The organism is Embleya sp. NPDC020630 (assembly GCF_044334985.1).
In the GTDB taxonomy this organism is placed as follows: domain Bacteria; phylum Actinomycetota; class Actinomycetes; order Streptomycetales; family Streptomycetaceae; genus Embleya.
In genome coordinates, this window is sequence record NZ_JBIRUB010000010.1 from 293,136 (window position 1) to 307,129 (window position 13,994).

A 13,994-nucleotide genomic window follows, 5' to 3' on the forward strand; every position below is an offset into this window, starting at 1 on the left:
GATTGCTCATCGGTCGTACGCGGCGCGAGGTCCCGCCGGCCGCCCTACTCCGTCCCCCGATGCAGCGTGGCCTCGAATCGATACGCGTCCCCGCGATACACCGCCCGCCCCAGCAACACAGGCGCCTCGCCGCGATCGAAGGTGACCTCCTCGCCGATCAGCACCGGCGAGCCCACGGGCACCCGCAGCAGCTCGGCGGTGGACGCGTCGGCGGCGTCCGCGTGCGCGGTGTACTGGCTGCGCAGGATGTGTACGCCCGTCTCCTCCAGGAGCGCGAACAACGAACGGTTCTCCAGCTCCGCCGTCTCCAGCGCCCGCGCCCGGTCGCGGACCAGCACGGTGGTGTCCAGGCAGACGGGAACGCTGTCCAGGCCGCGCACGCGGGTGATCTCCACCACCTCGGAGGCGGGCGCGACGCGCAGCCGCACCGCCTCCTCATAGCTCGCCGGCCGCACCCGCCGGGTCAGCAGCCGCGCGGTGGCGGTGAGTCCGCGGTCCCGCGCGACGTCGGTGAAGCTGCGCAGCAGGCTCGGCGGTTCGCTGACCACGTCGGTGGAGACGTACCACCCGCGTTGGGCGGAGGCGTGCACCCGGCCGTCGCGCTCCAGACCGGCCAGGGCCAGGCGCAGGCTGCTGCGGCTGACCCCCAATCGTTGGGCGAGCGCGCGCTCGCCGGGCAGGCGGCTGCCCGCGGGGAATTCGCGCCGGTCCAACGCCTGGGCCAGTGCCCGGTAGGCGAGTTGCACGGCGGGTCCCGCGGCGGCGGGGAGATCGTCGCTGACTGTCACAGCGCGAGAACATACCAGAAGAACCAGTAGTCAGACCAGATGCGAATCTGGTCCAATCTCTGGACTAACTGGTCTGCCGTAGGTCATGATCCGGGAAGAAGCGACAAGCGGAACCCGTCACTCCGACAACCCCCTCCTGTCCGTTACGGACAGCCCGTCCGATATGGATGTTCTGTCCACTGTGGACGGCTTCCGCCACACTCACGACGCGCAAGGAACCCTCAATGCCGGTAAGCGAACCCGTCCGTCTCGCCGTCGTCGGTGCCGGGACGATCACCCAGTCGGTGCACCTGCCCGCGATCCGGCGCCTCGGCGACGTCGTCACCACCGCGGTCGTGTGCGACCTGTCGCCCTCCCGCGCGGCGTCCGTCGCCGCGCAGACCGGCGCCGGCGTGCGGGCCGAAACCGACTACGCCCGAGTCCTGGCCGATCCCGACGTGGACGCCGTACTGCTGGCCACCCCCGGCACCCACGCCCGCGACGCCAAGGCCGCCCTGCTCGCCGGCAAGCACGTGCTCGCCGAGAAGCCGCTGTGCCTGACCGTCGCCGAGGCCGACGCGCTCGGCGCGCTGGCCGCCGAGCGCGGCCTGGTGCTCCAGGTCGGCTACATGAAGATGTACGACCCGATCACCGCGCTCGCCGCCGCCGAACTGGACACCCTCGACACCCCGCGCACCGTGCGCGTGACGGTGCTGCACCCGGCCGACGAGCCCCAAGTCGCGCACCTGCGGATGCCGCCGCCGGCCGACGACGCGGACGGCGCGGTGATCGCCGAGGCGATCCGCTACGAGGCCGACCGCACCCTCGACGCCCTCGGCGAGGTCCCGGCCGAACTCGGCCGCTACTACCGCGAGGTGCTCAACGGCTCGGTGATCCACGAACTCTCGCTGCTGCGCGCGCTCGGCTTCACCCTGCCGATCTCCTTCGACACCGCCGACCTGTGGCCGTGGCCCGTCGAGGGCGAACCGCCGTGCCTGCTGGCGTCCGCGCCGCTGGGTGTCGACGGGGCCGCGCGCCTGGTGCTCAACTGGAACTGGCTGCCCGACCACCCCGAATACGGCGAGGAGGTCGCCGTGCTCGCCCGCGACGGCCGGCTGCGCCTGGACATGGCCGCGCCCTACCTCGTGGACGTGCGCAGCACGTTGCGGGTCGAGCGCGCCCACGACGGGGCCAGCCGCGACTCGCTCGTGCGCTCCGGCTACGACACCGGATTCGTCGTACAACTGGCGGAGTTCGCCGCGTCGATCACGCACGGCGCGCCGGTGCGCTCGACCGCGAGCGGGGCCGCGGAGGACGTGCGCTGCCTCCAGGCGCTGATCGCGGCGATCGCCCGCCGCGCCGACGTGCGCGTCGGCGGCGAGGCCGCCCTCGTGGAAGGTGACGCCCGATGACCACGACCCGACCCTCCGGCCCCGCCCTGCGGATCGGCAACGCCCCCGTCAGCTACGGCGTCTACGGCGAAGCCGCCGGCGGCGCCGGCACCTCGCCCGAGGCCCTGCTCGCCTCGATGGCCGAAGCCGGTTACGCGGGCAGCGAGTTGGGCCCGCCCGGGTTCTTCGGCACCCCGGCCGAGACCGCCGCCCTGTTCACCCGGCACGGCCTGGCCGCCGTCGGGGCCTACATCCCCGTGCACTACGCGCTCGGCGACGACGTGGTGGCGCACGACCTGGCCCGGATGGAACAGACCTGCCGCGAGTTGGCCGCATGCGCGGAGGCCGGCGGCGAGACGCCGCTGGCGATCCTGGCCGACGAGGGCAGCGAGGCCCTGCTGCACAACCCGGCCCGCGCCTGGGAGGACCGCTCGCTCGCGCTCGACGACGCCGGGTGGCGGCGGCTGGCGGAGCTGTCCGCGCAGGCCGTCGCGCTGGCCCGCTCGTACGGGCTGCGCACCTCCTTCCACCCGCACATCAGCACCTTCGTCGAATCGCCCTGGGAGGTGGACCGGCTGCTCGACCTCACCGAGGTGGGCCTGACGCTGGACATCGCCCACATCCAACTCGCGGGCGGCGACCCGGTCGAGTGCCTGGACCGCTGGCACGAGCGGATCAACCACGTGCACCTCAAGGACGTCGACACGAGCGTGCTGGCCCGGGCCAAGGCCGAGCGCCGCACCGACTTCGACACGTGGTGGGCGAACGTATGCGTGCCCTTCGGGCACGGCGACGTCGACATCGACCGATTCCTGGTCGCCCTCCTGCGCGGCGGCTACCGCGAGTGGCTGCTGATCGAGCAGGACCGCGCGCCCACCCCCGCCGAGCTGTACCCGACCGTGGCCGCCGAACAGGCCGCCAACCGCGCGTGGCTCGCGGCCAAGGTCGCCGAACTCGTCTGACCCCGACCCCGATCCCGAGGGGCGCCCCGCCAGGCCGCCCCTCGGTCCCTCTTGACCACCCACGGTGGTCGGATCCGGGAGCAACCATGAAATCTCTGCGCTGGACCGCGGTCGCGGGGATCGCCCTGACCGGCATCCTCGCCACCGCGTGTGGCGTCCCCGGCGCGGGCGGCACCACCGTCTCCTCCGACCTCGCCGGCGGTCCCGTGACCCAACGGGTCACCGCCGAGGACGTCAAGGCCATGGGCGACACCAAGCTGCGCGTGCTCGCCGACGCCGGCGAGGAGAACACGCTCAAGGCCCTCGTGCCGCTCTACGAGAAGAAGTACCCGAACGTCAAGGTCGAGGTCGCCACCAAGGGCTTCGACGATCTGATGAAGACCGTCGTCAACTCGATGTCCGGCTCCGACGCGCCCGACCTCGCCCAGGGCAACCAGGGCTACGGCACCGACGGCCCGCTGGTGAAGGCCGGACTGATCCGCCCGCTCGACGACGTGATGCGCGCCTACGGGTGGGAGAACACCTTCACCGAGGGCGCGCTCAAGCAGTACCGCTGGTCGCCCGACGGCTCGATCTTCGGCTCCGGCAGCCTGTACGGCATCAGCCCCGCCACCGAATACGTCGGCGTGTTCTACAACACCGACAAGCTCGCCAAGCTGGGCATCGCGCCGCCGCAGACCTACGCCGAGTTCACCGCGGCGCTCGACCGGGTCAAGGCAGCGGGCGAGCAGCCGATCATGCTCGGCAACGCCGAGAAGTATCCCGCGAGCCAGGTCATCGGCCTGGTCCAGGGCCAGAACGTGCCCAGCCGCGACGTGCGTTCGTGGATCAGCGGAGTGCCCGGCACCACGGTGGCCGACCCCGGCACCGTGGACGCCGCCCGGACCGTGCAGGACTGGGCGGCGCAGGGCTACTTCGGCCCCGGCTACAACGGCATCAGCTCCGACGACGCGGTCGCCAAGTTCGGCGCCGGCGAGGGCGCGTTCCTCGTCGCCGGCTCCTGGAACGCACCTTCGCTCCAGGAGAACATGAACGGCAAGGTCGGCTTCACCCTGCCCGCCCGCGCCGACGGCACCCGCGCGACCGTGGGCTCGCTGGGCCTGGGCTGGCACATCGGCGCCAAGACCAGGAAGTTGCCCGCCGCGGTGGCGTTCCTGGACCTGCTGATGAGCGACGAGTTCGCGCAGACCATCGCCGACGTCGGCCGCACCCCGGTCACCGGCGCGGGCAAGGTCAAGGCCGGCAGCCCCGTGGTCGAGCAGGTCAACACGATCGGCCTGAAGCTCCTGGTCGACGACGGCCAGAACTTCTACCTCGACTGGGCCTCGACCACCATGTACGACACCATCGGCGCCAAGACCCAGGACCTGCTGGCCAAACACACCTCGCCGAGCGGTTTCGCCAAGGCGCTCCAGGACGACCGGGAAGCGTTCGCGGCCAAACAGCGCACGGATCGCAAGGCCGCGTCGTGAGCGGCCTGCGCGCCTGGAGCGCGAGACAGTACTGGCCCGCGTTCTTCTACCTGCTGCCGGCCGCCGTGTTCTACACGCTGTTCGTACTGCGCCCACTGGGCCAGACGGCGTGGGTGTCCCTGTTCGCCTGGGACGGCATCACCGAGGGCCGCTGGGTCGGCGCGGACAACTACACCGCGCTCCTGGACGACGGCCGGATCCCCTCCGCGATCGCGCACTCCCTCGTCTTCGTCGTCTTCTACGCGGTCTTCCCTGTCGCGCTCGGACTGTTCCTGGCCGCGCTGATGTCGCGGATCAGGGTGCGCGGGCTGAGCTTCTTCCGCGCGGTGTTGTTCCTGCCGCAGATCCTGGCGACCGTGGTGGTCGCGGTGTCGTGGCGGTGGATCTACGACATCGACGGCCCGCTGAACGCCGGCCTGCGCGCGGTGGGCCTGGGCTCGCTCGCGCGGGCCTGGCTCGGCGACTACGACACCGCGCTGCCGGCGGTGGGCATCGTCGGCACGTGGGTGATGTACGGACTGTGCATGGTGCTCTTCCTCGCCGGCGTGCAGAAGATCCCCACCGAACTGTACGAATCGGCCCGGCTCGACGGGTGCGGCCCCATCCGGGAGTTCTTCACCGTCACCCTGCCCGCGCTGCGCGGCGAGATCGCCATCGCGCTCGTGCTCACCATCACTTACGCGCTGCGCAACTTCGACCTCGTGTGGAACACCACCGCGGGCGGCCCGGGCACCTCCACCACCGTGCCCAGCGTGTTCGTCTACCAGGGCGCGTTCCTCACTCACGAGGTGGGCGGCGCCGCCGCGATCAGCGTCTGCCTGACCGCCGTGGTGCTCGTCGTCACCGGCGTGATCATGCGCCTCGTGCGCGGCAAGGAGGGCTGACCGATGCCGAGCAACAGTCGCCGACAGACCGTCATCGGTCACACGATCCTCGTGGTCGCCGCGCTCGTCGCGCTCTACCCGTTCCTGTCCGTGCTGCTGCTCGCGTTCGGCGAACCCGGCACGCGCACCAGCGGATTCTCCATCCCCGACTCGGTCAGCTTCGACAACTTCACCGAGGCGTGGCGGCGCGGTCTGTTCTCGGACGCGCTCACCTCGAGCCTGATCGTCGCCGCCGCCGTGGTGATCGGCACGATCGTGCTCGCGGTACTGGCGAGCTATGCCCTCGCGTTCTTCCCGTTCCCGCTCAAGGGCCCGATGCTCGGGCTTTTGCTGATCGGGCTCGTGATGCCGTACGAGGCGACCGTGATCCCGCTCTACTACCAGCTCAAGGACTGGGAACTGGTCAACACCTACTGGGCGTTGATCCTGCCGCAGATCGGACTGTCGTTGCCCTTCGCGGTGTTCTGGATGCGGACGTTCTTCGTCTCCACGCCGCCCGCGCTGCGCGAGGCCGCCTCGGTCGACGGCGCGTCCCGCCTGCGCACCCTGCGCTCGGTGCTGCTGCCGATGGCGATGCCCGCGATCGGCACCCTGGCCACCCTGCTCTTCCTGTTCGCCTGGAACGAGTTCCTGCTCGCCCTGGTCCTGGTCCCCGACGACCGCTCGGTGCAGACCGCACCGCTCGCCCTGTCGTTCTTCGCCGGCAACCGCCGCAACAGCGATCCGGGCGTGACCGCCGCCGCGGCCGTCCTGGTCGCCCTTCCCGTGCTCATCAGCTATATCGCCCTCCAGCGCCGCATGATCAGCGGAATGCTCGCGGGCGCCGTCAAGGAGTGACACCCATGCCAGCCCCCCTTCCCCTCCGGGTCTTCGACGCACCCGCGGACCTCGGCGACGCGCTCGCCCGCGAGATCGCCGACGGCATCGTCGCCGCCGCCGCGGCCGGTGTGCGCTACGTCCTGGGCTGCCCGGGTGGCCGCAGCCCCAAGCCGGTCTACGACGCGCTGGCCGAACAGGTCGCCGCCCGCGGCCTGGACCTGCGGCACGTGGTGATCGCGATGATGGACGAATACGTGGTGGCCAGCCCCGACGGCTACACCGACATCGACCACGGCGCGCACAACAGCTGCCACCGCTTCGCCGCCGAGGAGATCGTCGCCCCGCTGAACGCCGCCGCCGGCCCCGGGCGCGGCGTCCCCGCCGACGCCGTCTGGTTCCCCGACCCCGCCGACCCCGAGGCGTACGACACCCGCCTCGCCGACGCGGGCGGCATCGACCTGTTCATCCTGGCCTCCGGCGCCACCGACGGACACATCGCCTTCAACCCGCCCGGCGCGCCCCGGGACAGCCGCAGCCGCGTCGTCGAACTGCCCGACAGCACCCGGCGCGACAACCTCGGCACCTTCCCCGACTACGCCTCGCTCGACGAGGTCCCCCGGCACGGCGTCACCGTCGGCGTGCAGACGATCGTCTCCCGCTCGCGACGCGCGGTCATGGTCGTACACGGCGAGCACAAGCGCGAGGCGGTGCGCCGCCTGGGCGCCGCCGGCGACTACGACCCGGCGTGGCCGGCGACCCTGGTCGTCACCTGCGAACACCCGTCCCTGTACGTGGACCGTGCCGCGGCGGACGCCCGATGAGCGAGGGCCTGGACCTGATCACCCTCGGCCGGGTGAGCGTGGACCTGTACCCCGAACAGATCGGCGTCGGCCTGGCCGACGTGCGCACCTTCGCCAAATACCTCGGCGGCAGCGCGACCAACGTCGCCGTCGCGGGTGCCCGGCACGGGCTGCGCACGAGCGTGGTCACCGGCGTGGGCCGGGACCCGCTCGGCGACTTCGTGCGGCGCGCGCTGCGCGGATTCGGCGTTGCCGATCGCCACGTGGTCACCGTCTCCGGCCGGCAGACGCCGGTCGTGCTGTGCGAGATCTTCCCGCCGGACGACTTCCCGCTCTACTTCTACCGGCCGAACGCCCCCGACCTCGCGCTGACCGTCGAGGACCTGGACACCGAGGCGCTGCGCGCCGCGCGCATCGTGTGGATCACCGGCAGCGGGCTGTCCGCCGAACCCTCGCGCGGCACCACGCTGCGCGCCGTCGCCGACCGGGTCGAGGGCGGCGACACCGTGCTCGACCTGGACTGGCGGCCGATGTTCTGGGCCGACCCGAGCGAGGCGCCCGCCTGGTACGCCCGGGCGTTGGCGCACGCCACCGTGGCGGTGGGCAACCGCGACGAGGTCGAGGTCGCCGTGGGGACCCGCGACCCGGACGAGGCCGCCGACCGGCTGTTGGCACGCGGCGTGCGGCTGGCCGTGGTCAAGCAGGGGCCGGCCGGCGTGCTGGCACGCACCGCCACGGAGGAGATTCGGCTGGCGCCGATCCCCGTCGAGGTGGTCAACGGCCTCGGCGCCGGCGACGCGTTCGGCGGCGCGCTCGCGGCCGGCTTGGCCGGCGGACTGCCGTTGCGGCGCACGTTGGAGATCGCCAACGCCGCCGGTGCCTTTGTGGCCGGGCGGCATGCGTGTGCCGATGCGATGCCGACTCTCGCCGAGATCGACGCGTTGATCGCGCGCTCTGTCGGCTACGTCTCCGCCCCCGCCGGCGACCCCGGCCCCGGGTCCGCTTCGAGCGCCGCCCTCGGATCCGTCACCGGCTCCACCCCCCGCGCCACCCCCGCTTCCGCCCCTACCGAAGGACAGCTGTGACCATCGCCCCCGACATCGCCTCGGTCGTCACCACCCGTCTGACCGACCCCGGCGCCATCCGCCGCGCCGCGCTGGCCCGACCCCGGTTCGAGCGCGCCGGTTTCGCCCGTCCGCTGTTCATCCTCGCCGCCGACCACGCCGCACGCGGCGCGATCGCCGCCGGTGGCGACCCGACCGCGATGGGCGACCGGCACGAACTGCTCGCGCGCTGCGTCGAGGCGCTTGCCCGCCCCGGGGTGGACGGCTTCCTGGGCACCCCGGACATCGTCGAGGACCTGATCCTGCTCGGCGCGTTGGACGGCAAGCTGGTCCTGGGCTCGATGAACCGAGGCGGCATCCCCGGCGCGAGCTTCGAACTCGACGACCGATTCGGCTCCTACGACGCGCGCGGCATCGCCGAGGGCGGTCTGGACGGCGGCAAGATCCTGCTACGCGTGGACCCCGCCGACGCCGGCACCGCCGAGACGCTGATCGGCACCGCGAATGCGGTCAACGAGCTGGCCGAACGCGAACTCATGGCGCTGATTGAGCCGTTCCTGTCGGTCCGGGAGAACGGCAAGGTCCGCAACATCCTCACCCCCGACGCGCAGATGAAGGTCAACAACATCTCCGCCGCATTGGGGCGCACCTCGGCGTACACGTGGCTCAAGGTGCCCGTCGTCGACGAGATGGAGCGCATGATGGCCTCGACCACCATGCCCACGCTGCTCCTGGGCGGCGAGGGCGGCGGCGACGTCGACGCGATGTACGCCTCCTGGCAGCGCGCGCTGGAGATCCCACACGTGCGCGGCCTGATCATCGGACGCACCATGCTCTTCCCGCACGACGGTGACGTGGCCGGCGCAGTCGACACCGCCGTGTCCCTGGTGCGTGGGGCCACGCGGTGAGCCCCCTGCACCTGCCCGACGGGAGCACCGCCGAGGGCGGCTTCCGGGTGGCGATCACCCCCGAGTCGGCGGGCTGGGCCTACAGTTCGCTGCGCGTGCTGGAGCTGGCCCCGGGCGAGACCCGCCGCCTCGAGACGGGTGACGCGGAGACGATCGTGCTGCCCCTGGCCGGGTCGTGCGTGGTCACCGTCGACGCGGCGACCTACGAACTCGCGGGCCGCGAGCACGTGTTCGCGCGCGTGACCGACTTCGTCTACGCCCCGCGCGACGCGCGGGTGAGCGTGACCTCCGAACGCGGTGGCCGCTTCGCGCTGCCGGCGGCGCGCTGCGAGCGGCGCCTGGCCCCGGCGTACGTGCCGGCCGCCGACGTCGCGGTCGAGGTCCGCGGTGCGGGCGCCGCCTCGCGACAGGTCAACAACTTCGCCGCGCCGGACGGCTTCGGCTGCGACCGCCTGGTCGCGGTCGAGGTGCTCACGCCTGGCGGCAACTGGTCCTCGTACCCGCCGCACAAGCACGACGAGGCTCGCCCCGGGGAGGCGGTGTTGGAGGAGATCTACTACTTCGAACTCGGCTCCTCCGGCGGCCCCGGGCGCCCCTTCGGCTACCAGCGGGTCTACGACGGGCAGGCGGTGGACGTGCTCGCCGAGGTGCGCCAGGGCGACGTGGTCCTGGTGCCGCGCGGCTACCACGGTCCGTCGATGGCGCCACCGGGATACCCGATGTACTACCTGAACGTGCTCGCGGGCCCGCATCCGCAGCGCACGATGGCCTGTTGCGACGACCCCGAACACCATTGGGTCCGGCAGTCCTGGGAGAGCGTGGAACGCGACCCCCGGGTGCCGATGTGCGATGCGGAGGGACCACGATGAACACCGTACGGATGACCACGGGACAGGCGTTGGTGCGCTTCCTCTCCCGCCAGTACAGCGAACGCGACGGGGTCGAACACCGGCTGATCGAGGGCTGCTTCGGGATCTTCGGACACGGCAACGTGGCCGGGATCGGACAGGCGCTCCTGGAGCGGCCCGGCGACCTGACCTACCATCAGGCCCGCAACGAGCAGGCCATGGTGCACGCGGCGGTGGCCTACGCCCGTACCCGCCGCAGGTTGTCGACGCTGGCGTGCACGACATCGGTGGGCCCCGGGGCGACCAACATGGTCACCGGCGCGGCGCTGGCCACGATCAACCGGCTGCCGGTACTGCTGCTGCCGGGCGACACGTTCGCCACCCGGGTGGCCTCGCCGGTCCTGCAGGAGTTGGAACTGCCGTACGCCGCCGACATCAGCGTCAACGACGCCTTCCGGCCGGTGTCCCGCTTCTTCGACCGCGTCCAGCGTCCGGAGCAGCTCGCGCACGCCGCGATTCAGGCCATGCGAGTGCTCACCGACCAGGCCGAGACGGGCGCGGTCACCCTCGCGCTGCCGCAGGACGTCCAGGCCGAGGCGTGGGACTTCCCCGAGGAGTTGTTCGCCAAGCGGGTGTGGCACGTGCGCCGGCCGGTACCCGACCCCGACTCGCTGGCCGCCGCCGTCGCGGTGCTGCGGAGCGCGCGCCGGCCGTTGATCGTGGCCGGCGGCGGTGTGGTGCACGCCGACGCGAGTGCCGCGCTCGCCGCCTTCGCCGCGGCGACCGGGATCCCGGTCGCGGTCACCCAGGCGGGCAAGGCCGCGCTGCCGCACGCACACCCGGCCGCCGTCGGCGGGATCGGCCATACGGGCTCCGTCGCGGCGAACGCGCTGGCCCACGACGCCGACGTGGTGCTCGGCATCGGCACCCGGTGGCAGGACTTCACCACCGCGTCGCGGACCCTGTTCGCCGACCCCGACGTACGCTTCGTCAACCTCAACATCGCCGCGTTCGACGCGGCCAAGCACGCGGGCGTCGCGATGGTCGCGGACGCGCGGGCGGGCCTGGAGGCGTTGACGGCGGCGCTGGCCGGCTGGAGCGCCCCAGCCGAACACCGCGCCCGCGCCGCCGAGGCGGTGCGCCGCTGGGACGCCGAGGTCGACGCCGCGTTCGCCCGCGCCCACACCCCGCTGCCCACCCAGAGCGAGATCATCGGCGCGGTCCGCGAGGCGATGGCGCCGCACGACGTGGTGGTCTCCGCGGCCGGCTCCATCCCCGGCGACCTGCACAAACTGTGGCGCCCGACCGATCCGCTGGGCTACCACGTCGAGTACGGGTTCTCCTGCATGGGCTACGAGATCGCCGGCGGCCTGGGCGTGAAGATGGCCGCGCCCGAACGCGAGGTGTTCGTCCTGGTCGGGGACGGCTCCTACCTGATGATGGCGCAGGAGATCGTCACGGCCGTCGCCGAGGACGTCAAACTGGTCATCGTGCTCGTACAAAACCACGGCTACGCCTCGATCGGGGCACTGTCCGAGGCGGTGGGCGCCGAACGATTCGGCACGCAATACCGCTTCCGGGACCGGCAATCCGGCACCTTCGACGGCGATGTGCTGCCGATCGACCTGGCGGCGAACGCAGCCAGTCTGGGCGCGCACGTACTCCGAGCAAACGGGCTCGCCGAATTTCGCACCGCCCTGACCACCGCCCGCGCCTGCACGCACACGACGGTCGTACACATCGACACCGACCCTCTGATCGGCGCCCCATCCTCGCAAGCATGGTGGGACGTCCCCGTCGCCGAGGTCTCCACAACCCCCACAACCGCCAAGGCCCGCCGAGGCTACGAACAAGAAAAGACCACCCAGCGCCCGCTACTGCGCCCAGCGGACTCCTGACCCCTCCCCCGTCTGTGGTTACGCCGTTGTTCCGGTGTCGGGTAGGGGGATTCTCGGGGGTGTCCAGTCGGCGAATTTGAGGATTGCCTTCATTGCCACTGCCGGTGGGGTCAGGCGCATCGCGGTGTTGCGCATGGCCACCGCCAGGCGGCCTTCCGCCTTTTGGATGCGGCCCATGCGGTGTGAGGCCTTGGTTACGGCCGCGACTCTGGGGCGGCGGGTGTTGTCGTATGTGGCCAGTGCGGTGGCCTGGTTTTGGTGGGTGTGCAGGCACGCGGCCAGGACGACGGCGTCCTCGATGGCCATGCACGCGCCCTGGCCCAGGTGCGGGGGCATCGCGTGGGCGGCGTCGCCGAGCAGGGCGACGCGGCCTGCCACGTACGTGTCCAAGGGGGTGCCCAGGATGTGGATGTCGTGGTGGAGGACGGCTTCCGGGGCGGTGGCCTCGAGCAGGGCGGGAATCGGGTCGTGCAGGCCCTCGAGGCGTCGCCGGACCTCGGCCCACTCGTTGTCGTAGCGCACTCCGGCCTTCGCCTTGGTGACCATGTGCCAGCACACCCGGCCGTCGCGGATGGGCATGACGCCGATCTCGGCTCCGTCGTGCAGGGTCTGCGCGATGTCGGGGGTGGGCAGGAACGCATCGGTCGTCACTCCGCGCCACACGGTCGAGCCGCTGTAGACGGGGGCCGGGGCGTCCGGCCGAAGTCGGGCGCGGATGCGGCTGTTGACGCCGTCGGCGACGACCGCCAGATCGGCCCCGATCGTCGCCGTCCCACCCGGGCCGGTGTAGTGGACGAGAGCCTGGTTCGGGTCCTGCGTGATGTCGGTGACCTCGGCCCCGGTGACGACGCCGCAGTCCACGGGGAGGGCTCCCCGCAGAATGTCGTGGAGTTCGGCCCGGTGCAGTGAATAGATCCCGGTGCCGAGCTTGGCCTCCAGCGCCGTGCCGTCGACCTGGGACAACCAGCGGCCCTCGCCGTCGCGTACTCCGGTGGACAGTTGTGGTCGGCCGCCGGCCTTGACGGCGGGGCCGAGGCCCAGGCTCTCCAGCGCGCGCATCGCGTTACTCATCAGGGCGATCCCCGCCCCGACCTCGCCGCCGACCGCCTTACGTTCGAGGACGGTCACCCGCCAACCGATCCGACGCAGCCCGACGGCAACCGCCAGGCCCCCGATGCCACCACCGACGACCACCGCCGACCGGGCGGTCGCGTGGCTGTTCACGTGTGTGTTCGTTGCGTTCTTTTCCGGCATGGTTCACGCCCCCTCGCTTCTACTTCTGTAGAAGACCGTATACTACGGATGTAGAAAGCAACATGGGGGCCGGAAGGAGCAGGCGTGCGTGCGGAACACGATCGTCGGACGGTTCTCGCGGACGCGGCGATCGAACTGCTGGCCTCCGGCGGCATGCGGGCGCTCACCCATCGCGGCGTGGATGCCCGCGCCGAACTGCCCGTCGGCACCACCTCGGCGTACTTCCGGACCCGGAAGGCGCTGATCACCAAAGCGGTCCAGCGCCTGGTCGAGCTGGATGCCGAGGACCTGCGGCAGGTCGCACTGGCCGCCGACGGACCGCTGCTCGCCCCGCCGCGAGCCGGACTGCTCGGCCCCGCGCACCTGGACCAACTCGCCGACGCCACCGCGGCCTTCGTCGACCACATGCTCGGGCCCGGACGCGTGCGTACCCTCGCGCGCTACCACTGCATCCTGGAGACCGTCCACGAACCCGAGTTGCGGGAGATCCTTCGGCACGGGGACGCGGCCAGGGCGCAGATGTGCGCGCTGCTGACGGCCGCCGGCATACCCCGGCCCCGGGCCGAGGAGCGGGCCCGTCGGCATCTGGCCTGCGTGGACGGGCTGATCTTCGACCGGCTGACGGCCCCACCCGGCACCGTCCCCACACCCGGGACACCACAGAGCAGGGACGATCTACGGGAGGCCGTTCGGGGGCTCCTGGAAATCGCCGTGTCGGGAGAGCGGGCGCTGCCGCGTGGTTCCTCCGCGCGACCCGCACCGCCGACGGTTTGAGCCACCCGAGCGCGGAGACGGTGCTCCGCGATCGGCGTCGTCCGCACGCTTGTTGCGTTCTGTGACCATGTCACCGGTTGGTGACAGCGCTGTCGTGGAACGCCGACGTCGGTTCCCAGGGAGGTCCCCGCCCCGGCAGGGTGATCACGCAAG

General features: G+C 71.9%; 13 protein-coding genes. 11 read left to right on the forward strand and 2 right to left on the reverse strand.

Translation table 11 applies throughout. The features are described from left to right. Positions 1–44: 44 nt before the first annotated feature. A complete protein-coding gene (locus tag ACH4XV_RS30905; protein WP_395795516.1) occupies positions 45–788 on the reverse strand; it encodes a GntR family transcriptional regulator in 744 nt (247 codons plus the stop codon). A 224-nt stretch (positions 789–1,012) separates the two neighbouring features. On the opposite strand from ACH4XV_RS30905, the gene ACH4XV_RS30910 reads away from it, so the two are divergent. From ACH4XV_RS30910 to iolD, 10 genes are all read left to right on the forward strand, one after another. Beyond that, complete coding sequence (locus ACH4XV_RS30910; protein WP_395795518.1) at positions 1,013–2,179, forward strand: Gfo/Idh/MocA family protein; 1,167 nt, start codon at positions 1,013–1,015, stop codon at positions 2,177–2,179. After that, complete coding sequence (locus ACH4XV_RS30915; protein ID WP_395795520.1) at positions 2,176–3,120, forward strand: sugar phosphate isomerase/epimerase family protein; 945 nt, start codon at positions 2,176–2,178, stop codon at positions 3,118–3,120. Before ACH4XV_RS30910 ends, ACH4XV_RS30915 begins: the two co-directional genes overlap by 4 nt. Before the next feature lie 86 nt (positions 3,121–3,206). Then, positions 3,207–4,592 carry an ABC transporter substrate-binding protein gene (locus ACH4XV_RS30920; protein WP_395795522.1) on the forward strand — a complete coding sequence of 462 codons (1,386 nt, stop codon included), beginning with the start codon at positions 3,207–3,209 and terminating at the stop codon, positions 4,590–4,592. Beyond that, complete coding sequence (locus tag ACH4XV_RS30925; RefSeq protein WP_395795524.1) at positions 4,589–5,476, forward strand: carbohydrate ABC transporter permease; 888 nt, start codon at positions 4,589–4,591, stop codon at positions 5,474–5,476. The genes ACH4XV_RS30920 and ACH4XV_RS30925 overlap by 4 nt, the downstream gene beginning before the upstream one ends. 3 nt (positions 5,477–5,479) lie before the next feature. Next, on the forward strand, positions 5,480–6,313 hold the full coding sequence (locus ACH4XV_RS30930) for a carbohydrate ABC transporter permease (RefSeq protein ID WP_395795526.1): 834 nt from the start codon (positions 5,480–5,482) through the stop codon (positions 6,311–6,313). 5 nt (positions 6,314–6,318) lie between these two features. After that, on the forward strand, positions 6,319–7,116 hold the full coding sequence (locus ACH4XV_RS30935; protein ID WP_395795528.1) for a 6-phosphogluconolactonase: 798 nt from the start codon (positions 6,319–6,321) through the stop codon (positions 7,114–7,116). Next, entirely contained in the window at positions 7,113–8,180 is a 1,068-nt protein-coding gene (gene iolC, locus ACH4XV_RS30940; RefSeq protein ID WP_395795530.1) for a 5-dehydro-2-deoxygluconokinase, read from the forward strand. Before ACH4XV_RS30935 ends, iolC begins: the two co-directional genes overlap by 4 nt. Before the next feature lie 2 nt (positions 8,181–8,182). After that, on the forward strand, positions 8,183–9,067 hold the full coding sequence (locus tag ACH4XV_RS30945; RefSeq protein WP_380006873.1) for a deoxyribose-phosphate aldolase: 885 nt from the start codon (positions 8,183–8,185) through the stop codon (positions 9,065–9,067). Further along, positions 9,064–9,936 (forward strand): 5-deoxy-glucuronate isomerase, encoded by an 873-nt coding sequence (gene iolB / locus ACH4XV_RS30950; protein ID WP_395795532.1) that lies wholly within the window; start codon positions 9,064–9,066, stop codon positions 9,934–9,936. The genes ACH4XV_RS30945 and iolB overlap by 4 nt, the downstream gene beginning before the upstream one ends. Beyond that, positions 9,933–11,813 (forward strand): 3D-(3,5/4)-trihydroxycyclohexane-1,2-dione acylhydrolase (decyclizing), encoded by a 1,881-nt coding sequence (gene iolD / locus ACH4XV_RS30955; RefSeq protein ID WP_395795534.1) that lies wholly within the window; start codon positions 9,933–9,935, stop codon positions 11,811–11,813. The genes iolB and iolD overlap by 4 nt, the downstream gene beginning before the upstream one ends. 18 nt (positions 11,814–11,831) lie before the next feature. Here the strand turns inward: iolD and ACH4XV_RS30960 are convergent, their stop codons facing one another. After that, on the reverse strand, positions 11,832–13,037 hold the full coding sequence (locus tag ACH4XV_RS30960) for an FAD-dependent monooxygenase (RefSeq protein ID WP_395795536.1): 1,206 nt from the start codon (positions 13,035–13,037) through the stop codon (positions 11,832–11,834). A gap of 114 nt (positions 13,038–13,151) precedes the next feature. On the opposite strand from ACH4XV_RS30960, the gene ACH4XV_RS30965 reads away from it, so the two are divergent. Then, positions 13,152–13,841: a TetR/AcrR family transcriptional regulator gene (locus ACH4XV_RS30965; protein WP_395795538.1), complete on the forward strand. Its 690-nt coding sequence runs from the start codon at positions 13,152–13,154 to the stop codon at positions 13,839–13,841. The last annotated feature ends 153 nt before the right edge of the window (positions 13,842–13,994 follow it).